The organism is Veillonella parvula, from assembly GCF_945949885.1.
GTDB classification, from domain to species: domain Bacteria; phylum Bacillota; class Negativicutes; order Veillonellales; family Veillonellaceae; genus Veillonella; species Veillonella parvula_B.
In genome coordinates, this window is record NZ_CAMFFZ010000030.1 from 1 (window position 1) to 22,284 (window position 22,284).

At 39.3% G+C, this 22,284-nt stretch carries 20 protein-coding genes, 1 tRNA gene, 1 other RNA gene and 1 other annotated feature; all 22 genes read right to left on the reverse strand.

Features of this window, described 5'->3' with window-relative positions; all coding sequences use genetic code 11:
- Positions 1 to 149: 149 nt before the first annotated feature.
- The 22 genes from thrS to Q7O55_RS08385 all read right to left on the reverse strand — a co-directional run bounded on the left by thrS (position 150) and on the right by Q7O55_RS08385 (position 22,148).
- Positions 150 to 2,060 (reverse strand): threonine--tRNA ligase, encoded by a 1,911-nt coding sequence (gene thrS, locus Q7O55_RS08280; RefSeq protein ID WP_303929690.1) that lies wholly within the window; start codon positions 2,058 to 2,060, stop codon positions 150 to 152.
- A 141-nt stretch (positions 2,061 to 2,201) separates the two neighbouring features.
- Positions 2,202 to 2,434: a binding site (T-box leader), on the reverse strand.
- A 236-nt stretch (positions 2,435 to 2,670) separates the two neighbouring features.
- Entirely contained in the window at positions 2,671 to 3,660 is a 990-nt protein-coding gene (locus Q7O55_RS08285) for a hypothetical protein (RefSeq protein ID WP_156697623.1), read from the reverse strand.
- Between the two features lie 101 nt (positions 3,661 to 3,761).
- A complete protein-coding gene (locus tag Q7O55_RS08290; protein ID WP_303929694.1) occupies positions 3,762 to 4,037 on the reverse strand; it encodes a DUF4911 domain-containing protein in 276 nt (91 codons plus the stop codon).
- 172 nt (positions 4,038 to 4,209) lie between these two features.
- Entirely contained in the window at positions 4,210 to 5,454 is a 1,245-nt protein-coding gene (locus Q7O55_RS08295; RefSeq protein ID WP_303929696.1) for a U32 family peptidase, read from the reverse strand.
- A complete protein-coding gene (locus Q7O55_RS08300) occupies positions 5,454 to 6,062 on the reverse strand; it encodes an O-methyltransferase (protein WP_012864558.1) in 609 nt (202 codons plus the stop codon). Before Q7O55_RS08300 ends, Q7O55_RS08295 begins: the two co-directional genes overlap by 1 nt.
- Before the next feature lie 23 nt (positions 6,063 to 6,085).
- Positions 6,086 to 7,519, reverse strand: a complete 1,434-nt coding sequence (gene mltG, locus Q7O55_RS08305; protein ID WP_303929697.1) for an endolytic transglycosylase MltG — start codon at positions 7,517 to 7,519, stop codon at positions 6,086 to 6,088.
- 243 nt (positions 7,520 to 7,762) lie between these two features.
- Positions 7,763 to 8,059, reverse strand: a complete 297-nt coding sequence (locus Q7O55_RS08310) for a DUF1292 domain-containing protein (protein ID WP_303929698.1) — start codon at positions 8,057 to 8,059, stop codon at positions 7,763 to 7,765.
- A gap of 25 nt (positions 8,060 to 8,084) precedes the next feature.
- Complete coding sequence (gene ruvX, locus Q7O55_RS08315) at positions 8,085 to 8,504, reverse strand: Holliday junction resolvase RuvX (RefSeq protein WP_004696363.1); 420 nt, start codon at positions 8,502 to 8,504, stop codon at positions 8,085 to 8,087.
- Positions 8,504 to 8,764: an IreB family regulatory phosphoprotein gene (locus tag Q7O55_RS08320; RefSeq protein WP_004696366.1), complete on the reverse strand. Its 261-nt coding sequence runs from the start codon at positions 8,762 to 8,764 to the stop codon at positions 8,504 to 8,506. The genes ruvX and Q7O55_RS08320 overlap by 1 nt, the downstream gene beginning before the upstream one ends.
- 154 nt (positions 8,765 to 8,918) lie before the next feature.
- The gene (gene alaS, locus Q7O55_RS08325) at positions 8,919 to 11,534 is read right to left on the reverse strand and encodes an alanine--tRNA ligase (RefSeq protein WP_303929700.1); all 2,616 of its coding nucleotides are present in this window, start codon (positions 11,532 to 11,534) and stop codon (positions 8,919 to 8,921) included.
- A gap of 274 nt (positions 11,535 to 11,808) precedes the next feature.
- Positions 11,809 to 12,621 carry a C40 family peptidase gene (locus tag Q7O55_RS08330; RefSeq protein ID WP_303929701.1) on the reverse strand — a complete coding sequence of 271 codons (813 nt, stop codon included), beginning with the start codon at positions 12,619 to 12,621 and terminating at the stop codon, positions 11,809 to 11,811.
- An 84-nt stretch (positions 12,622 to 12,705) separates the two neighbouring features.
- Entirely contained in the window at positions 12,706 to 13,716 is a 1,011-nt protein-coding gene (locus Q7O55_RS08335; RefSeq protein WP_303929702.1) for a glycosyltransferase family 2 protein, read from the reverse strand.
- A 375-nt stretch (positions 13,717 to 14,091) separates the two neighbouring features.
- On the reverse strand, positions 14,092 to 14,469 hold the full coding sequence (locus Q7O55_RS08340; protein WP_008714244.1) for a hydrogenase expression/formation C-terminal domain-containing protein: 378 nt from the start codon (positions 14,467 to 14,469) through the stop codon (positions 14,092 to 14,094).
- A gap of 50 nt (positions 14,470 to 14,519) precedes the next feature.
- On the reverse strand, positions 14,520 to 15,116 hold the full coding sequence (locus tag Q7O55_RS08345; protein ID WP_303929703.1) for a HyaD/HybD family hydrogenase maturation endopeptidase: 597 nt from the start codon (positions 15,114 to 15,116) through the stop codon (positions 14,520 to 14,522).
- The gene (cybH, locus tag Q7O55_RS08350) at positions 15,109 to 15,918 is read right to left on the reverse strand and encodes a Ni/Fe-hydrogenase, b-type cytochrome subunit (RefSeq protein ID WP_303929704.1); all 810 of its coding nucleotides are present in this window, start codon (positions 15,916 to 15,918) and stop codon (positions 15,109 to 15,111) included. The genes Q7O55_RS08345 and cybH overlap by 8 nt, the downstream gene beginning before the upstream one ends.
- A 14-nt stretch (positions 15,919 to 15,932) precedes the next feature.
- Positions 15,933 to 17,834 carry a nickel-dependent hydrogenase large subunit gene (locus tag Q7O55_RS08355; protein ID WP_303929705.1) on the reverse strand — a complete coding sequence of 634 codons (1,902 nt, stop codon included), beginning with the start codon at positions 17,832 to 17,834 and terminating at the stop codon, positions 15,933 to 15,935.
- A complete protein-coding gene (locus Q7O55_RS08360) occupies positions 17,834 to 18,973 on the reverse strand; it encodes a hydrogenase small subunit (protein ID WP_105086644.1) in 1,140 nt (379 codons plus the stop codon). Before Q7O55_RS08360 ends, Q7O55_RS08355 begins: the two co-directional genes overlap by 1 nt.
- A 274-nt stretch (positions 18,974 to 19,247) precedes the next feature.
- Entirely contained in the window at positions 19,248 to 19,577 is a 330-nt protein-coding gene (locus Q7O55_RS08365) for a co-chaperone YbbN (protein WP_205112493.1), read from the reverse strand.
- Positions 19,578 to 19,634: 57 nt separating this feature from the next.
- An RNA gene (rnpB, locus tag Q7O55_RS08370) (RNase P RNA component class A) lies at positions 19,635 to 19,985 on the reverse strand.
- A gap of 49 nt (positions 19,986 to 20,034) precedes the next feature.
- A complete protein-coding gene (locus Q7O55_RS08375; protein WP_303929708.1) occupies positions 20,035 to 21,138 on the reverse strand; it encodes a Nif3-like dinuclear metal center hexameric protein in 1,104 nt (367 codons plus the stop codon).
- A gap of 20 nt (positions 21,139 to 21,158) precedes the next feature.
- Positions 21,159 to 21,881 (reverse strand): class I SAM-dependent methyltransferase, encoded by a 723-nt coding sequence (locus Q7O55_RS08380; RefSeq protein ID WP_303929710.1) that lies wholly within the window; start codon positions 21,879 to 21,881, stop codon positions 21,159 to 21,161.
- Between the two features lie 192 nt (positions 21,882 to 22,073).
- Positions 22,074 to 22,148 (reverse strand) — tRNA-Ile (locus Q7O55_RS08385).
- Between the last annotated feature and the right edge of the window lie 136 nt (positions 22,149 to 22,284).

Here is a 22,284-nt window from a genome sequence, read left to right on the forward strand (position 1 = left end):
TTTACTGACCCCCAGTTTAACTGGGGGTTTAGTCATGCCTATTCGGCGTACAATGAAAAGTCCTGCAACCTCTATGACCATAGAGATTGCAGGACTTTCTTTTAGTCATTTTACGATAAGAGTAATATATCGGCCATTAAATCAACCTGTCAGTTACGTTCCTTGATCTCAATTTTAACTGCATTGAAGAATTCGTCAAATGGAACTGAGCCCAATTCGTCACCACCGTGTTTACGAACGTTAACTGTGCCTTCTTCGACCTCTTTATCACCCACAACAAGCATGTATGGAACCTTTGCTATTTGTGCTTGGCGGATTTTATAACCGATTTTTTCGCTGCGATCGTCTACTTCCACACGTACATAGTCGCGGTGCATTTGTTTTGCCAAGTCCTTAGCATATTCAACGTGTTTTTCAGAGATAGGCAAAATTTTAACTTGTACAGGAGCCATCCATATTGGGAATGCACCTGCATAGTGTTCAGTTAAGATACCGATAAAACGTTCCATGGAGCCGAAGCATGCACGGTGAATCATAATAGGGCGATGTTTTTGACCATCTTCGCCAACATATTCAATTTGGAAACGTTCTGGCAAGTTCATATCCAATTGGATAGTACCACATTGCCATGTACGGCCCAAGGAGTCTTCAATATGGTAGTCAAGTTTAGGACCGTAGAATGCACCATCACCAGGGTTAATTACGTATGGAATGCCTTTTGCTTCGATAGCATTACGCAATGCTTCTGTAGCGGCTTCCCAAATCGCATCATCCCCCATAGCATTGTCTGGTTTAGTGGATAATTCCACATGGTACTTCAAGCCAAATTGACTATAAATGCGGTCGAATAATTCGATAACTTTCATCAACTCAGATTGCATTTGGGATGGCAACATAAATACGTGAGCATCGTCTTGTGTGAAAGCACGTACCCGGAACAAGCCGTGTAATGCACCAGATAATTCATGACGGTGAACTAGACCAAGTTCAGCGTAACGCAATGGGAAGTCACGGTAAGAATGCATTTCGTTTTGATAAACCAAGATACCGCCTGGGCAGTTCATTGGTTTAATTGCATATTCTTCTTCGTCGATGATTGTAGTGTACATATTTTCACGGTAATGGAACCAGTGACCAGATGTTTCCCACAATTGTTTGTTCAAGATGATTGGTGTACGAATTTCTTCGTATTCAAATTCATGGTGAACTTCGCGCCAGAAGTTTTCTAATTCGTTGCGAAGAGCCATGCCTTTTGGCAAGAAGAATGGGAAACCAGGACCTTCTTCTTTGATAACAAACAAGCCAAGTTCTTTACCAAGCTTACGGTGGTCTCGTTTAGCCGCTTCTTCAAGCATGTGAAGGTATGCATCCAGTTCTTCTTTTTTCTCGAATGCTGTACCGTAAATACGTTGCAACATTTTATTTTTTTCATCGCCACGCCAGTATGCACCTGCAATGCTTTGTAATTTGAAAGCTTTCACCTTACCAGTAGATGCCACGTGAGGTCCTGCACAAAGATCGATGAAATCGCCTTGAGAGTAGCAAGAGATTACGGCATCTTCAGGAAGATCTTGAATCAATTCTACCTTGTAATCTTCATTTTTAGCTTTAAAGAATTCGATAGCTTCTTGACGAGGCATAGCGGATTTAGTAATCGATAAATTTTCTTTTACAATACGGCTCATTTCCTTTTCGATTTTACCCAAATCTTCAGGAGTCAAAGTATGTTCCATATCGATATCATAGTAGAAACCCTTATCGATAGCAGGACCGATTGCCAATTTGGCATTAGGCCATAAGCGTTTTACCGCTTGTGCCAAGATATGAGAAGCTGTATGGCGCAAAGTATGTTTGCCCCCTTCATCTTCAAATGTTAAGAACGCAACTTCAGAGCCATCTACAAGTTCTTCGCGAAGGTCTGTTAATTCACCATTTACGTTTGCAGCTAGTACTTTTTTAGCCAAGCTGTTAGATAGTTGTTTTACTGCTTCCCCAAGAGTAGTGCCAGCAGCGTATTCCTTTGCACTACCATCAGGTAAAATGATTTTTACATCTGCCATTTTTCTTTCCTCCAATTTATAAACTAGGATAGCTTTGATTTTCTACTTTCACCAATATACCTACTTACCACACAATACATAAACATTGAGTAATTAGCTTGTAGAAATTGGGTAATAAAAAAAGACCTTCTATCCCTACAAACAAGGGACGAAGATCATTCGCGGTTCCACCCTAGTTAACTACCTATACCAATATATGTGTATAGTTAATTCACTTCATTAAGCCCGATAACGGTGGCGACCGTATTTGCCTACTTAGGTTCGACAAATCAGTTTAAAGGGGGTAACTCTAATATATGTGTAAGGCATTTCCAGCATCAGCCTCTCTCTGGTACACAGGGATAAAAGAATCATGTCCTTTGCATCACTTTTACTAGATTATAGTATCATAGAGGACTAAAAAATTCAATACAGTTTAACTGTAAATTTCTTGAAAACTATAAATTGTAATTTTTTAAATCCATAAATTGTAAATCTTCTCTTCATTTATATTAATACATTTATATTATAAAGAAAACGGCCCGAGAATGATATGCTCCCCTTTACTAGACAACCAGTAAAGGCGGAACATATCAGAATCTCGAGCCATTTTATATGCATTATTTATAAATTAACGTTTGAAGTTTGTAGACAACATAGCACCAATTACTTTTTCCAATTTGCTAGTAGAAAGGTCTGGACCTTTGTAGAGTGTTAAGAGCACGTCATTAGAGTTATCTTGTTTAGATACCATCATAACACCGCTACCACGAGCACCGTTATCATCGTAATCTTTCGCTACAATAACAAGGTTCAAATAATGGTCCTTCATGTATGTATACACCTTACTTGTACGCGCAGAGGAACCAATCATTTTTGCCATGTTCATACCACGGTTGAATACGATAGTATTCGCATTATGTGGATTTGCCGCTAATTGTTGCTTCTCTTCCTCATTTAGAGGCATGAGGTTTACCATGAGGGAGTCCCCCATTTTGCCCCGGAACATGGCTGGCATCGTTTCACGTACATCATCAGGAATACCTGTGTCAGCAGTCAATTTCAATTCCTTAGGCACGGTCATATATAAAACGCCCTTGCTATTGCGGCCCACCTCTGTAGTACTGAGGTCTACAGCGCTAAGCATAATGGAATCTTTAATGGTCGCCACTTGGTTAGCCAATGGTTTTTCAGGCACGCCACGGCTCGCCAATTGTACATCGCCAGATTTAGTTTTCTTCAATGTTTCCACATTCCAGCTTGCCCCTTTTTTGTCTGCATCGCTAGCTTCTGTGAACGCATTCGCCCCGTCTTTTGTGCCTACATATACATACGTTTGAGCTGGGATGATTGTATCTGGTGCGCCAGACTTATTAAAAGCCGCACCATATACCACATTAGGAATCACAGTAGAACCAATTTGTAAATTGTTGTTAGTTTGGCTTTCCACATCAAAATTGATATTCCCTGTGAAAGTCATATCAGGACCATGGTTGATAACAACCACATCCCCTGCTTGAGGAATGATTACAGGGCCTACAGGACCCGCCATAGCTACACCTGCCATAGATACTCCAAGGCAAGCTGTTAATAATGTGCGTTTCAAAATAGATTGTTTCATAGATACACTCTCATTTCTCTACAATTCGTATACATTTGATGTAATTGTAAATCTAGTAGAGTAATTAAATTCCCTCATACGATTTACAATCAAAATTATACTTAAACTTCTATAGTGACATAGTCGGATAAGCTACTTAATACTTCAAGCGCCAAGGGCCGTGTAGATGGAGTGCAGCGCAACATGCAGCGCCCACTCACATCTACAGAGGTCATAACACCTAAATATTCATAGCCTTCAATGATGCGATTTATGAAATTCGTATGTTTAGGATCAATGTGAAAGTACACATACGCTTCTTCTCCAGAGGTGGCTAAATCAGGTACATCTGAAAATGCGCCGATTGATTTACTCGGCTCTAAGGCTGTACCGCTCATAAATTATCCTCCTTCGCATCACCATTATATCATTTAGATTTTTATAAACTAAACTAGATGGACTATCTTATATAGCTAATAGGCTTACTACCATTTTGAAAATAGTATCTATCTTTTTCTAAATAGTAACTATCTTTTAGACTTTAATTAGTCTTCGATACCAGTTTTTTAACTATTCATCCTCTTTAGGTTTGCACTCACGGCGCATCATGGAGTACGGTTCAAGTGGTGTATCCATATAGATACGTACTTTCATTTGTGCGTGAGGTGCTACATCGATAGGATTGCCATCTTCATCTGTCATTTTTTCGATAACAGTTTCAACGAGTTCCCCTTTCGGTTGGCAGAATTCTACCTTATCCCCCACCTTGAAGTTATTACGTTGTTCAAGATCAACGTATTTTTCTTCTTCGTTGTAGCCCATAACTAAACCGATGAAGTCATGGCTCTGCGTATTCGTAGATTTACCATAGTTTTGAGCCGTTTCATCAGGACGACCTTCTGCAAAGCCATCTGTATAAGGACGATGGGAAATCTTCTCTAATTCTGCAATCCATTCTGGACGAACATACCAATCTTTACCTTCTTTAAGATATGTATCAATCGCTGTACGATATACTTTTGCCACTGTGGCACAATAGTGAACTGATTTCATACGCCCTTCGATTTTAAGGCTATCAATACCAGCTTCATAAAGATCTGGAATGCGGTGAATCAAGCACAAGTCTTTAGAGTTAAAGATATAGGTACCATGTTCATCTTCTTCGATTGGGTAATATTCACCAGGTCGATTAGATTCTACAAGAGAATATTTCCAACGGCAAGATTGAGAACATTGACCACGGTTAGCATCGCGATTACCTGTCATATAGTTAGACAATAAGCAGCGACCGGAGTAAGAGATACACATAGAACCATGTACAAAGGACTCAATTTCAATATCTACATGGTCCTTCATTTCTTTAAGGTCTGCTAAGGATACTTCGCGAGCCGCTACAACACGTGTGGCACCAAGTTCTTTCCACATCTGAACTGTATGCCAATTCGTAGTAGAAGCTTGTGTACTTACGTGAAGCTCTAAACCTGGAGCTACGCGCTTAGCAAGGCTAAAGATACCCATATCGGCAACGATGATAGCATCAACACCGATACTTTCAAGGAATTTCAAATAATCCTCTAAGCCTTCGAAGTCCTCGTTGTGAGGAATAATATTGCATGTAACATGGAGTTTTTTACCATGAGCATGTACGAATTCTACAGCTTCCTTTAATTCCTCATCGGAGAAATTAGAGTTACCTGCGCGCAAGCCAAAGCGTTTGCCTGCGCAATATACGGCATCCGCACCATAGCGAATAGCCATTTTAAGCTTGTCCATATTACCTGCAGGACAAAGCAATTCCATAAAATGTTCTGCCATTATTTGTTGTGCCCTTTCCACACACTCACACTCATACCATCACCCATGGGATAAATGGTGGTGTTAAACAATTCTTTATTTTCAACATATGTTAAGTATTCTTGTAACCGTTTTACGATAGTTTTGAACCGTTTTGGCGGTTCCTTATCGCCCCTTACATAGCCTCTAAAGAGTACATTATCTGCAAGAATGACGCCCCCTTCTTTCACATGTGGCAGAATAAGTTCAAGTTGTTTTAAATATTGCCCCTTTGGTCCATCTAAAAACACTAGATCGTATTCGCCTGTGAGTTCCGTTAAGACTTGAGACGCATCACCTTTCAGCAATGTAATTTTATCGGTATAATCGGATTGGTTAATATAGTATTTCGCCATTTCATAGCGCACATCATCCAATTCAATGGAGGTAATATGCCCTTCCTCTTCGTCGAGTAATGGTGCCATCAACAAAGCGGAGTAACCAATGGCTGTGCCCACCTCTAACACAGAGGTGGGCCGGTATAAACCTATTAATTCTTCAAATAGATGAACCTCAGATTCTCGTAAAATCGGCACATCATTAATCATCGCGTAAATACGCTGTTCATTTAAAATATCATTTAATATCATGAAAGTAGATTAAATCTCCTACATTATCTATTGTTAGTACCACTAGGAACTACCAACGTAGAGCGTTCAGCCGGATTTGCAGATTCTACCTGAATTTGTGGTACTTGTTGTGCATTAGGAATAACGTTCTGCATCGATTCAGGTACAGGTGTCGTCGTTGGTACATACGTATTGGTATTTGTATTATTTCCATAAGATGGAGCAGTTGGCGTAACTTGCGTCGATGATTGATTTTGTATTGAACCTGGTACAGGATCTGGGACCTCAGCCGCTGGAACTGTAGTTGGTGTGTATTTATAACTAGGCTCTACATCAACATATTGAGAATCTGCTTCCACTGCTTCTGCAGAACTATAATTATAATTAGGCTCTGTAGTCGCTACTGCTACGTCATAGTTAGGACCAGCTTGTGCAGCTACTTCAGTATTAGCAGAAGAATTTTTTACTGTGTCAGCGCCATAAATTTTATTAACCGCTGCTAAATGTTCTTCATATGATTTAGAGAAATGATTATGCCCCTCTTTATCTGCTACGAAGTATAAATAATCTGTATTTTCAGAGTGTAATACTGCATCTAAAGCTTTTTTACCAGGATTTGCAATTGGTCCTGGTGGTAAACCTTTAGATACATAAGTATTATATGGGCTTTGCAATTGTGTATCACCAATCGTTACATTTTCCTTTGCATAACCAAGTACATAGGAAATAGTCGCATCAGATTGCAATGGAATACCATGAGCTAGACGCTTTTTGAATACCCCTGCAATGGTTGGACGGTCTGCATCAAATAAAGACTCTCGTTCAACGATAGACGCCAAGGTTACAAAGTCATGAATACTCATATGTTGAGCTTGAATTTGTTTCTTCACAGCTGGTGTGAGATAACGATTCATTTCATCAGCCATCATTTGAATAACATCACGAGGTGTAGCCCCTACGGGGATTTCATACGTACTTGGGAACAAGAAGCCTTCTACAGGATATGTAGCAGGTTTTGTGCCTTTCATGTATGGGTATGGTACATAAGCTTTAGCTTCAGCCAAGAAGTCCTTCGCCTTCATGATTTGATTCTTTTCAAGAACGATAGCGATATCTCCAACTGTATAGCCTTCAGGAATTGTAACACGAATAGATTCTACATGACCTTCTTGTAACAAAGAAATGAGTTCGTGCACAGTTACCTTATTAGGTATTTGATAATGGCCAGTTTGAAGCTTATCATTGGTACCACTCAAGTATAACCAAAGCTTAAAGCCTTGAGTTGAGCGAATAAGCCCCCTTTCAAAAAGCATATCTGCAATTTCAGTACCCGTTTGACCTTTTTCTATAACGACTACTTGTGTTCCATCATCTTGAGCAAAGGTATTCGGTACAAAGTACAATGCACCAAGGCCTCCACCAATAATTAATATACCTACAATAACTAGGATCAAAATATATCTTAAGGCTTTTCTCACGTTATTGAGTTCCTTTCTGTAACATAACAGTATACCAATTTATTATACCATAAACTCTATATTTCCCCTATATAAAAGGGCAATGATTACGCTTATTACATTTTATGCAATATATTAATTTTGTGAATTTGTTATGCCTTTAACATAAATGAAGTCTCGTCTTTGTACAACAATGATAATGTATAACAAAATAAAAATAGCGCATTGTCCACTGACAATACGCTAAATTTATGCTAAAGACGATTATTCGTCTTCATTCATGTCTTCATACAATTTTACTAGAGTTTCAAAGTTTTCATCTTCTTCATCCAAAGGTACGTATTCTTCTACGCCTTCTTCGTTTGTTTCGATGCGAGCCAAGATCATGTACGTGTCATCTTGACCTTCATGATCAGCATCTTCATCTTGTACATGCACAAGAACGGCATACTCTTGACCTTCATGACTCAAGATAACATCTTCTGTGAAGTATTGTTTATTACCATGTTCGTCTTCGAATTCCAAATAATACACTTCACCTTCAAAATTTTGGTCAACCATTGGAAACCCTCCTTAAAGAAAATACTTATTTATTAAACTGCAAGCGATCTAAATATCCTTGCAAAATTACAACCGCTGCCATTTTATCGATAACGGATTTACGCTTTTTACGGCTCACGTCAGCCGCAATGAGTTGACGTTCAGCCATAACAGTAGATAACCGCTCATCCCAATATGTAACAGGTAAATCGATGACTTCCTTCATCTTTGCAACGAATTCTTCAGTCTTTTCAGCCCGTTCACCTTTTGTACCATTCATATTTTTCGGCATACCTACCACAAGTTCATGTACTTCATATTCAGAAATGAGTTCTTGTAAGCGATTAAAGTCTTTTTCTAGAGATGTTCTACGAATGGTTTCAATACCTTGTGCTGTCATGAGCAGTGCATCGCTACAGGCAATACCAATAGTACGGCTGCCTACATCTAATGACATAATTCTCATTATAGTTGTTTAGCCTTTGCGTATTCTTTCAACAATTCTTCAATCAAGTCATCACGCTCTAAACGACGAATATCGGAACGCGCATTATTATAACTTGTTATGTACGCAGGATCTCCAGAGATTAGATACCCTAAGATTTGATTAATTGGATTGTAACCTTTTTCTTGAATAGATTGATAAACACGCGTAAGCACCTCTTCAGCGGTCATCGGTTCATCGTCTACTTTACGGAATAACATGGTTTCATCTGAAACGTTCATCGTATCCCTCCTTTTTATTACATTGGCAGATTTCACCATAAAAGTGGAATCTCACCTACTATTATACTTGAATTAAAGCTACAAAGTCAGTAACTTTTTATGCATTATAAAAAATTTCTATAACAGATACAAGTATAATTATAAAATTATATGCCTATTGTAACATAGATTTTAAGGCTTCACCACCAGCTTTTAATGCTTCCATTAATTTAGCTGGCTCTTTACCACCTGCTTGTGCCATATCTGGACGGCCACCGCCATTACCTCCAGCTACTTGAGCTGCCGCTTTAACAATATTACCTGCTTTTGCACCTTTAGCAACGACATCTTTAGATACTTTACATACAAAGTTTACCTTATCATCGCCCATAGCAGCGCCTACAAGAATCACACCAGATCCATTCATTTTATCAAGGCCCATATCAGCTAAATCACGCAATTCATCAATGGAGGACGCTTTTACAGCGGCAGCAACAAATTCAACATCACCTACTACAACTTTACCCGCAATGATATCAGCTGCGCCAGCAGCAGAAACTTCTTTACGAATTTGTTCTAATTCTTTCACTGTGTCTTTAGCTTCCGTCAATACTTGGTGTAAGCGTTCTTCTATTTGAGGGGCTTTAGTTTTAAGTTCGCTTGCCATGCGTTCAATAGTCAAACGATCTTGTTTTGCTGCATCAAGAGCTGCACGACCAGTAATCGCTTCGATACGACGTACACCAGAACCGATACCAGCTTCTGAAGTTAAGCGGAAGGAGCCAATGAATGCGGTATTTCCTACGTGGGACCCACCACACAATTCAACGGAGAATCCTGGGACCTCAACAACGCGAACCACATCGCCATATTTATCACCGAAAAGCGCCATAGCACCTTTTGCTTTTGCTTCATCCATGGACATTTCAGCAATAGCTAGGTCCGTAGCTTTTAAAATTTCTTCGTTTACAAGAGCTTCGATTTGATCAAGTTCCTCTTGTGTTACAGGGGAGAAATGGGTGAAGTCGAAACGCAAGTAATCTGGAGTTACTAAAGAACCTGCTTGGTTTACATGCTCACCTAAGATTTGTTTCAAAGCAGCATGTAACAAATGGGTCGCTGTATGATTGCGAGCCATTGCTGCACGGCGATTTGTATCCACTTCAAGAGTGACATCATCACCTTCAGAGATGGAGCCTTCTACAACAGTACCGATATGGTATACAGTGCCTTCTGGTAAACGTTTAGTGTTATGAACCTCTACCTTACCCATTGAGCCTACAATAAAGCCTGTATCGCCTAATTGTCCGCCCCCTTCTGCATGGAATGGAGTCGTACGTACGATGATAGTAATTTCATCACCGTCAGCAGCTGTTTGTAAACGTTCAGCACCTTTACCTATCATCAATACAGAAGATGCTTCTACAGCCTCGTCCTCAAGAAGTTCTTCGTCTTTCAAGAATGTAATATCCGGTGTTGCTACCTTTGCATCTTCTTTAACACGGGCTTCACGAGCGCGTTCACGTTGCTCTTTCATAGCAGCGTCAAAGCCTTCATGGTCGATTGTAAAACCACGTTCAGAAGCGATTTCCTCTGTTAATTCCCAAGGGAATCCATAGGTATCATATAGTTTGAATACTTCAGAACCAGGAACTACAGTTGCCTTTTCAGCGGCTAATGTATCGATTAAGGAGTTTAATAACTCAAGACCTTGTTCCAAGGTTTGGTTAAAGCGTTCTTCTTCGTTTTGAACCACGCGTTTAACGAAGTCTTGTTTCTCAGCAATAGATGTAATACCAGGGCCAAGAATGTCTACGACTACATCAATAAGTGGTGTTAAGAAGATACCTTCAATACCAAGTAAACGGCCATGACGTACAGCACGGCGTAAAATACGACGCAATACGTAGCCGCGACCTTCGTTCGATGGCAATACGCCATCGGAGATCAATGCAGTGACAGCACGAGCGTGGTCAGCGATAACTTTTAAAGAAACATCTGTATTTGGATCTTCGTTATATGTAACACCAGCGCGTTTTGCAGTGGCTTCGATGATTGGGAAAATTAAATCGGTCTCAAAGTTTGTTTTACAGCCTTGTAATACGGAAGCCAATCGTTCAAGACCGGCGCCTGTATCGATGTTTTTATGTTGTAATGGTTCATAAGATCCATCTGGCATTTTATTGAATTGAGTAAACACTAAGTTCCAAATTTCAAGATAGCGATCGCAATCACAGCCTGGCGCACAATTAGGGTCATCACAACCATGTTCAGGACCTTGATCAAAAAAGATTTCGCTATCTGGACCACATGGGCCTTCGCCAATTTCCCAGAAGTTATCTTCGAGACGCGTGATATGGCTCTCTTCTACACCACAATCATTATGCCATGTATCATATGCCTCTTGGTCATCTGGATATACAGTAACATATAATCTATTTTTATCGAGTTTAATAACCTCAGTTAAAAACTCCCACGCCCAATGAATAGCTTCTTTTTTAAAGTAGTCTCCGAAAGAGAAATTCCCCAACATTTCAAAGAATGTATGATGCCGTGCTGTACGCCCTACGTTTTCAAGGTCACCGGTACGCATACTTTTTTGGCATGTTGTAATACGACGACAAGGAGGTACCAATTTACCTGTAAAGAAAGGCTTCAATGGCGCCATACCTGCCCCGATCAATAACAAAGACGGATCGTTTTCTGGTATAAGAGAAAAACTATCTAATTTTAAATGTCCTTTACTTTCAAAAAACTGCAAGTATGCTTGACGCAGTTCATTACCCTTCATGTGTATATTCCTCCTAAAATTATTTACTCTTCATTATAACTCAAAAACGATATAAAATCTATCAAAAACATTGAGATTATGCGGAATTCACGCACTTTCACACCAATCCAATCAGACCGTGAAAGATATAAATTTTAATCCATATTTTTTACAATAAAAGTAAAGGTCAAATTTAATCAATGCTAGTTAAATCGTAAATAATAAAAAAAAGAGGTTATACAAATCAACAAAACAAAATTGATTCGTATAGCCTCTTTTATAGCTAGTTATTAAATTAGCGTACAACGCGTTTTGCGCCGATGTAACGTTCACCCCAATAGCCAGTATCAAGATCTGCTACTGCAACACCACGACTGGAAGTGGCGCTAATGAACTTGCCATCGCCAATATAAATGCCAGAGTGAGATGGGCCTGGTTCATATGTTTCGAAGAATACCAAATCCCCTGCTTTCAAGTTCGCACGAGAAACTTCAACACCTACGTTATACTGTTCATCTGCCAAACGTGGTAAGGAAATACCTTGTTTTTCAAATACATATTTAACATAACCAGAGCAGTCAAAGCCACTTGGAGTAATACCGCCAAATACATATGGTACACCGCGGTATTTGTCAGCTTCTGCCAAGATTGCGTGAATACTGCTAGGTGTTTCATTTTTCGTAATATTGTTTAATTTAACGTTCTTGCCATTAATGGATTGACCAGCGATACGACGGGATGTCGCATTACTGTTTGTAAAAGCGGATTTCGTTGCTACTGCTTTAGTCGCTGCATTTTGAGTCAATACTGACTTCGTAGAACGAGGAGCACCCATCAACGCATTATACGTAGCAGGACCTACGATACCATCCACTGGAAGGCCACGATCTTGTTGGAACAAACGAACTGCCCACTTCGTTTCCTTACCATATACACCATTTTTATCTGTAGCATTATAGCCATGTTTAATTAGTTGTTGTTGAACCGCTGTAACACTTTTGCCCTTATCACCATATTGTAATGTTGTTGCGCCAACCATGGCTGTTGTGGCACACACAAAAGTTAATGTTAATGCCGTTATTTTAACCTTACTATATTTTGACTTCATATGCTTCCTTTCCAAAAAACTTTTAAAGTAAGTTATTTATTCAAAATATACTAACCGTCTATTTATTTGCATTCACAAATACAGCTAGTCTTCTTTGCTTTTGTTGGTATAAGCCTCTGGTGCCATAAAAATATCTGCACTGCTTGGTCCGAGTAACGGAGCCTCTTCATGCTCTTCAAAATTTATAGCTGACTTAACCCAATACAAAGGCCGTTGCTTCACCTCTTCAAAAATACGACCTACATACTCGCCAATGATCCCCAGTCCGACGAGTTGAATTCCACCAATAAACAAGATTGATACGCCCAAGGTTGTCCACCCATTCAAAGCTTGTCCTGTAAGATATACATACAAAAGATGTAAGATGAGCAAAAAACTCATTCCACCACAAAGTACACCTACATACAAGGCCGCCCGTAAAGGCACCCTTGAAAAAGCGGTTACACCATCGAGAGCAAATCGAATCATTTTACGCACACTAAACTTTGAGACACCTGCAAATCGAGGTGGTGCCACAAAGTGCAACTCTGCTTGTCTATACCCTAAGGCCCCGACAATACCGCGCAAAAATCGACCATGTTCTCTAAATCGTTTCAACGTGCTCAATGCTTTACTATTCATGAGGCGGAAATCTGACCCACCTTCAACAATAGGAACATCAGCCATTTTGTTCATTAGTTTGTAATAATACTTAGACGTGAAAGATTTAGCCCAACCAGCGTCATCAGTTGAATCGCGAATGGTACGCACCACATCATACCCTGATTCCCACAATCGAACTAGTTCAGGAATCAATGCAGGTGGATGCTGCATATCACCGTCCATTGTAATGACTGCATCGCCATGAGCATAATCAAGTCCACATGTAAGTGCTGTTTGATGCCCAAAGTTACGAGCCAGCAATAACACTTTAACATGTTTATCATTGAATGCAATTTCACGCAGTATCATAGCTGACGAATCACTAGATCCATCATCCACGAAGATTAGTTCATAATCATACGTGAGACCTGACATAACATCAGTTACAGCTTTATAAAAGTTCGCTATATTTTCCTCTTCGTTATATACAGGCACTACAATAGAAAGTAACATAAATCCTCCAAAGTATTTTACTCACATATTCTATGTTAATTAGTAAATTAAGGCAAATGCCAAAGGTTAACAATAGGCCTAATAACGTTTATAAATCCAGTAAATAAGCCATTTCTCTATAAAACACAATAAAACACTTCATTTATCTTTTATATAACCATAGCAAATTAATGTAATACCATTTTATTTATAAAACTAATCAATAAATCGATTTATAAAAAATATTTATTTTAATGATAGGGAAATAAATATGATTATTTCTGACTTTATTAGCTATTAATCAAAAATTTATATGTATTTTTATCACAAATTTACTGGAAATATCTATTTTCATCTATTCTTCATAAAAAGGAGCCCCGTTAAGGGTCTCCTTTACTATAATCCAGCAGCATCAATCCAAGATTGTAAATCTTCCTCCGCCAGTTCCATATCCTCTATATAAGCACCAGCTACAACTGGATACTTAGCGACCTCTACGGTATGTAAAATTGAGTCATCACGACCATTTTTATAAGTCCCAATCCAGATTCCAGAAAATTGTGATTCATACCATTCTACAGGTTGATCAGTTTCATTAAAGTTAATCGTAATATGACCGCGTCCAAGTGTTTCTAATACTTCAACTTGTTCTTCCTCTGTTAAACCCGTTTTTTCAATATAAATCGAATATGTCTCACCAGTTTCACGCAAATTCTTTAGAGCCAAACGCAACTCATTTAAAACGGCGCGAACATTACCATAATTTTCAATCATAAATACTCCTATACAGAGACTATCTTTACATTCTATAAGCTATCTATATACTATATGAAATTTTCACTTTGTGCTTTAGGCTCAGCTACTACGCCCCATTCTCGTAGTACATTCAAAACACGTTTCTTAACCTCAGGCAAGGCGCATTGTACCGGCTCGCTAGGTTCAAAACCAATTTCCAATGATTCCGGCTCTACACCGATAACCACTGCATCTTCTAATGGATCCTCTTGAATAGCACGAATACGTAAAATATCTTGCATTCCTACTTCATGTACAGAAATATGTTCCGTAAAATATTGTTCTAATTCCTTATGAGGAAATTCATATATAGTTCCTGGAGCATCTCCGCCATTAATAGCGTCTACAAGAAGGATTTTCTTCATACCACGCATATACGTAAGTAATTCCATTCCCATAGTGCCACCGTCAATAATGGAAATTGCAGGCGTAAATGTGAAAGCTTCTTTCAATTCTTTTACTACATGAACACCTAATCCCTCATCGGTAAGCAAAATATTGCCGACTCCAAGTAGGATAATTTCATTGTCTCCATCATCATAAAGGCTGTTTAAATCAATACGCGGACCCTCTGAGTCCGCGTATTGTTCCAAGCCACTGATGATATCAGTACTTGTATTAATCATTTTCTTGTAATTCTCTTTCTCTAGGATCATTAGGATCACTTGGACGGTATGTAGTACCAGATGGTTTATCAATACGTTCCCCACGACGACGTTTACCATTGAGGTCTTCAATATCAATTGGATCATGAGCGTAATATTTCATCCCGGAAACCATAGCTGATACTTCGCCCGATTCCTCCATAACATCTTCTCGGAATGCCATATACACGTGAACAATAGTAAAGAACAAGAATCCCCACGCAATGTAGTGATGGATAACATGGACTTTGTATTCACCACCAAATAATGTAACCACTGGTGAAAATAACATTCCTAGAACACCATTAGGGTCAATCATCGAATACATTGCAAAACCCGTTAAGATTTCAAAGAAGAACATAATGTATACCATCATATACGCAGTTCTAGCTAAGGAATTACGAAGCCAATGATGTTCATGTTTTTGAGGAATCATTAAATAGTGCAATGTTGTTTCTTTAAGACCGTACCAATACCGTTTTTGACGGAATTTAGGTAGTAATCTATCTCCCCGGTTCCAAAGAGCGCCTGCAAAACGGAAAATAAAGGAGAATGTTAAGATAACACCTGCAATGAAATGAATACGCCGCATAGTTTCCATAGAGAACCAGCCATCAATAGCAAAGGTTGGTTCAGGGTTACCTGTAATCGCAGCAAAGCCTGGATCGCCGATATATAGGCCAGTCCAGAACAATGCAGTTACACTGAGTACCATAGTCCAGTGGAATATGCGCAGCCATAGACTAAATACGACATACGCCTTTTTGTCAGTATGTATTAACATAAGCCCACCACCCTTTATTTACACAATGCATCTGTATTGACGGAAATAATTTTTTCGCCTTTTTTATTGTATAAATGGGTTGCACATGCCAGGCATGGATCAAAGGAGTGAATTACCTTCAAAATTTCAAGTGGCTTATCCGCAATTTTTACATGTGTATCAATCATGGAATCTTCATAGGCACCATGTTCATTAGCTGCAGTTTTAGGGCACGCATTCCATGTAGATGGTACTATACATTGATAATTTGCAGAGCGTCCATCTTTAATATGTATCCAGTGACCCAAACCACCACGAGGCGCATCTACAAGACCAACCCCTTTAGCATCTTTATCCCATGTATTTGGTTCAAACTTAGTCATATCCGCTACTGCAGTATCACCATTTTTAATATTAGATACAAGTTTGTTAAAGAAGTATTGGCTAATATTTGCCGCTACTTGTGCATCAAGGCCACGACATGCCGTACGTCCTACCATAGTAGTCATCCATACATGAGCTGGTACACCCAATACTTGAGATACTGTATCAATTTGACGAACAATCATAGATTCAGCCCAAGTTGGGTCTTTGATTATGCCTTGTTTTACCTTTGTATACACAACAATATATTTTGCTAATGGACCAACCTCTGCAGTTTTCCCTTTGAAAGTTGGAGATTTAATCCAAGAATATTTTTTATCTTCATCAAGGAATTCCCATTTTTCTTTTGTACCAGATTTAGGACCTGTAAATTTAGGATCAGTAACACCTTCAATAGGATGAAGTGTTTTTGTTCCATCTGGATATGTAAACCAGGAATGATCAACCTCTTCACTAAGGTATTGAGGATCCATGAAGTCTTTACCTTCTAATGGGATGAATGTTGCTTTATCTACACCTAATGCAAAGTTCTCAACAACACCATTGGAACGAACAATACATTTCTTATGATAATCACCATTAGAAATACCAGTGTACGTATCATCAGGATAATCGCCATAGGACATAACGCATTTCTTCGCAAGACCACCACCATCGATCATACCTTTTTCTACATATATTTTACCGATAGCTAATAGATCTGGCACGTAGAAATTATCAACTAAGTCTTTAGTCAATGCAATAGATTGCTCTACGGCAGCAAGGCGTTGTGTATTAATAGGGGCATTCATATCATTCATAGAGATAGAACATGGCATACCACCTACAATATAATGAGGATGAGGGTTTTTACCACCAAATACAACGTGAGGAATTACAATATCACGTTGACGATCAAGAATGTTCAAATAATGAGATACGGCCATCAAATGAACTTCTGGAGGTAACAAGTTATAATCAGGATGATCCCACCATTGAGCGGAGAAAATCCCCAATTGGCCTGATTCAACTATTTTTTTAACCTTTTGTTGTACAGCCGTAAAGTATGCTGTAGTAGCTTTAGGAAACTCTTTAGGATAGGCTGAATCTTTTGATGCCGTTTCCGCAGGTGCTAAACCGCTCACATTATAAGTTGCTAATACATCATTTTGTAATTGAGCGGTTTTAGCAGGATCTGCACTAAGAGCTGCTATCGGGCTAACCCAATCAAGCGCATGTAAATGATAAAAATGCACGATATGATCATGCACATCTAGACTACTATGCATGATATTACGTATATAATTTGCATTTTTAGGAATTGTAATTCCAATTGCATCCTCTACCGCACGTAATGCTGCCAACGCATGTGTTGTAGTACATACACCACAAATCCGTTGTACGAACGCCCAAAGGTCACGAGGATCGCGATCTTTAGCAACAAGTTCGATACCGCGCCAAGCAGTACCAGAAGACAATGCGTCCTCTACTTTACCACTCGCTTCATCAACTTTTATTTCAACCCGTAAATGACCTTCAATACGGGAAATCGGATCTACTACTACGCGTTTCATTAGTGACCTCCTCCATTATTATGTTTCTTTTCATCCCATAAGCCTTGTTCTTTTAAGCGTTTTTCTTCTTTCATATCAAGAATTTTATTACGCGTAAGAGTTGCTGCACCATGAACGATAACCGCTGCAGTGGCACCAACGGCAGCTACTGTACCGATTGTATCAGCAGTTGTGATAGTATTAGCCAATGGAATATCTGGTAATCGTTTGTAGAACACATCATTATCCCAGAAGCCCTTTTCAGAGCAACCAATACAGCCGTGACCGGATTGAATTGGATAGGACAAACCATTCCACCAACGTAGATTACCGCAAGAATTATATGTTTGAGGTCCACGACAACCTACCTTGTACAAGCACCAACCAGATTTAGATGCATCATCATCAAATTTTTCAACGAAGAGTCCAGAATCAAAGAAGGCACGACGATAGCATGTGTCGTGAATACGATTGCCATAAAATTGTTTTGGACGACCTTGTGCATCAAGAGGTGGGATTTGACCAAATAATGCATAGTGCATGATTACACCAGTCATAACCTCTGGAATTGGAGGGCAGCCAGGGACCTTGATAATTGGCTTACCAGATACAACGGAAGATACAGAAACTGTATTTGTTGGATTTGGTTTTGCAGCCTGTATACCACCCCAAGAAGCACAAGAACCATATTCTATGATTGCTGCAGCTCCTTTAGCTGCTTCTAATAGGGATTCTTTAAATGTACGTCCACCTACTGTGCAATAAACACCATCTTCATCAAGTGGTACGCCACCTTCAACAGCCAAGATATATTTACCGGCTTTTTCTTTGATGATTTTTTCTAAATGTTCCTCTAGTGGTGCACCAGACGCTGCCGCCAAAGTATCATCATATTCAAGAGAAATCATGTTCAAAATAACATCAGAAGTAAAGGGAGAGGATGAACGGATAAAAGATTCACTACAACCAGTACATTCATGACCATGCAACCAAATCACCGTAGGTAATTCAGTTGTTTCGGCAGCCTTAACAACGGTGTCTAACATCGTTGGAGGTAGACCTAAAATAGCAGTGAGTGCTACACAGGATTTCATAAATGTGCGTCGACTCAAACGGCGTTCTTGGAAGAGTGTCCACAAACTATTTATACGATTCTTCATGGAATATAGCCTCCTTACAACAACTTTGCGCAATATAATTATATTACTTAATAAACTACAACGTTTATGACAGAAATCATTTTTATGAGCTCACTCTATCAGTTTGACGAAGTTCAACCAGCATGATGACAATCATATTTTTACTATTTTAGTATATCACTTAACATTTTTGAAAACTATAAAATTTAACAAAAAAGCTGTATATAAGAAATTAACTTTCCTTATATACAGCCTCATGTTATTTATTTTCTACGAATTCCTAATTATTAATTAATTAGATAACTTCCTTTATTAGAGACTCAAGCATATCTGCTTTTTTATAACCCACAAGGGAATCAAGCATTTTACCATCTCGGAAGAATACCAAGGATGGAATACCATCAACATCTTCTTTTAACAAAATACCTCGAAGATTTTTATCTTCTGCATCAACACTAAAGAATTCTACTTGACCTTTTAAACGCTCTGCTACGTCTTCAATCTCTGGACGCATAACGGTGCAAGGTTCGCACCAACCAGCCCAAAAATCAACAATAGCTAAACCTTTAGCGCCAAGCACTTTCTCATCAAATTCTTGTACACTAGTAATTGCTGTAATTGCCATGAAGTTCTCCTAACAAAGATCTACAATCTTATATACTATCAATTATATGTTAAATATAGAAGCAAGCAATCAATAAGCCGAGTTCTGTTCCACTTGCGCGGTGACGATTATCTTTCTAGGCGTACAGTCACCTGCACGCTCGAGCGACACAACCCGGAAGGTAGGCGGGACCACCCTTAACCCTTCCCTATTCGGTCTTGCTCCGGATGGGGTTTACCGAGCCAGCCTGTTACCAGACTGCTGGTGAGCTCTTACCTCACCTTTCCACCCTTACCACTTACGTGGCGGTTTCCTTTTCTATGGCACTTTCCCTAAGGTTACCCTCGCCAGACGTTATCTGGCATCCTGCCCTATGGAGCTCGGACTTTCCTCGAGTCTTATAGACTCGCAATCGTCTTTCATACTTGCTTCAATTCAGTTTATCATAGCTAACAATTTGTTGCAAGAAAATGCATCATTACACAAAGAAGAAATCATTTTGTTCTGTAAAAGCTTTCACAGGAACAGTAAGCCTTGTAGAAATTAAATAATCACGCAAGCCACACGCTACTATAGACTCAGTTCCAAAATGACCCGCATCAACTACGAGTAAGCCTAATTCCTTAGCCATTTGCGCCTCATGATACTTCACATCACCTGTGATATAGGCATCTACATGTAATCGAGCAGCATCTTTAATAAATTCAGCACCTGCTCCGGAGCATAGCGCAATGGATTGAATTGTTTCTGGCGCAACACCGGCAAAGCGAATATTGGCATCAGGCAAAGCCTCTTGTACCCATTCACGGAAAGAATCTAAGTTTAATGCATTAGGCAAGCGACCTACCCGGCCTAGATATTGAGTTGAACTAGTAGGCTCAACTATATTTAAAACCTCATAAGCCACCTCTTCATACGGATGAGCTGATTTCATAGCCGCTACGACTTCGCTTAAATGCGTACCATCGACTATAGCATTTACTTGTACCTCAGGAGCCACTGTCAAAGCACCAGCTGACCCAATGACAGGATGAGAATCTTCATTACCAACAAAGCGCCCTTCACCATGGGTACTGAAACTGCAATACTCGTAATTACCAATTCGACCTGCCCCTGCATCGCCCATAGCCAAACGAACCGCATCAGCCGAGCTTTCAGGTACAAAGGTGGTCACCTTATAGAGCACCTCTTCACCAGTTTTAATAAAGCCCTTAATATCTGTGAGGCCCAATTGTTTCGCCAACATATCATTGAGACCGCCTGGTGCGATATCAAGATTTGTATGTGCACTATATACGGCAATCTTATGTTGAATTAACTGATTAATCATGCGACCTTGTACCGTATCGCAGGATAATTGTTTCAAACCTTTAAAAATCAATGGGTGATGACTAATAATTAGATTACAATTCTCTTCAATAGCATATTCTACGGCCTCTTCTGTTACGTCTAACGTAGTCACTACACCTGTAACAACTGCATTCCGATTGCCCACCATTAAACCTACATTATCCCAAGACTCTGCATAGGAGCGGGGTGCTAGTTGTTCCATTACAGTAATAATTTGTTGAACCGTCGTCATAAAATCACTTCCTCTCTATTCTATAAAAGATTCCGAAGAAAATTAACTTCCTGCTCTAAATCCTGATATTTATCAATATGACTTAATTTCTCTGTCATATCCTCCAAGGCACATTGTCGTTGATATATTAAATACTCTATATATTTCATCCAAAGTGGTGGTCTGTCTTGTTCCAATAAAGCCCCTACAGACCACAACAAGGAATCTTTCGGTAACGCTTGATAAACATCTACATATTCAGTCATACCTGTATAAGCTTCTACACAATCATTGCGTACTGCTAAAAACGCTGTATAGAGCTTACCTGCATCTTCTACGATGATTTCTAGAACGATAACATATCCCTTTTGAACCATGTATTGACGTAATTCTTTTTGTCCATTCTGTGGTTGGAGTACATAGAACTCTAATGGTTCTGGTCCCGCATCTATAATATCCCGCATTAAGAAGCCACCCATACCACAACAAATGGCACCATTCAACTCACCCTTTTCTGTCACCTTAAGACCATCGCCTAAACGACAATCTACTTTAGCGGCTAATCCACAAGACTCAACATATGCTCTTGCAGATTCTAATGGGCCTTTATGCACATCCCCGGCAATGACATATTCAGCGCGTTGACGATTGATGAGCTCTACCGCTAAATAGCCGTGATCGGTACCAATATCTGCAATGGCTCGCGCCTTTGGTACGATCGAGAATACCGCTTCTAAGCGCTCCATCATAGGTCTAGGTTCCATAACATCCTCTACTATTACTAATTATTTATTCTTAATTACTAATTCTTGATTATTTTCTTACTTATTTATTCTCGTTTACATATCTATAGACACAATACTATTCTGAAATAATCTCTATTATGTTGCCTCAAAATGAGTTACATATAAAAATAACCGCCCTTGAAATCTCAAGGACGGTAGATGTCAACATAATGGTGGGCCCACCTGGGATCGAACCAGGGACCGACCGGTTATGAGCCGGTTGCTCTACCCCTGAGCTATAGGCCCTCAGTTAGTTTCTAGCTTATTAATTATACCGAATAGACTATCATTTAGTCAAGGCAACTCAAATCTTAAGACTGTTTCATTATCTAGAGTAGTCAAACATTTGTGACACAGCCTATGCAGCATGAGATAAGAAATA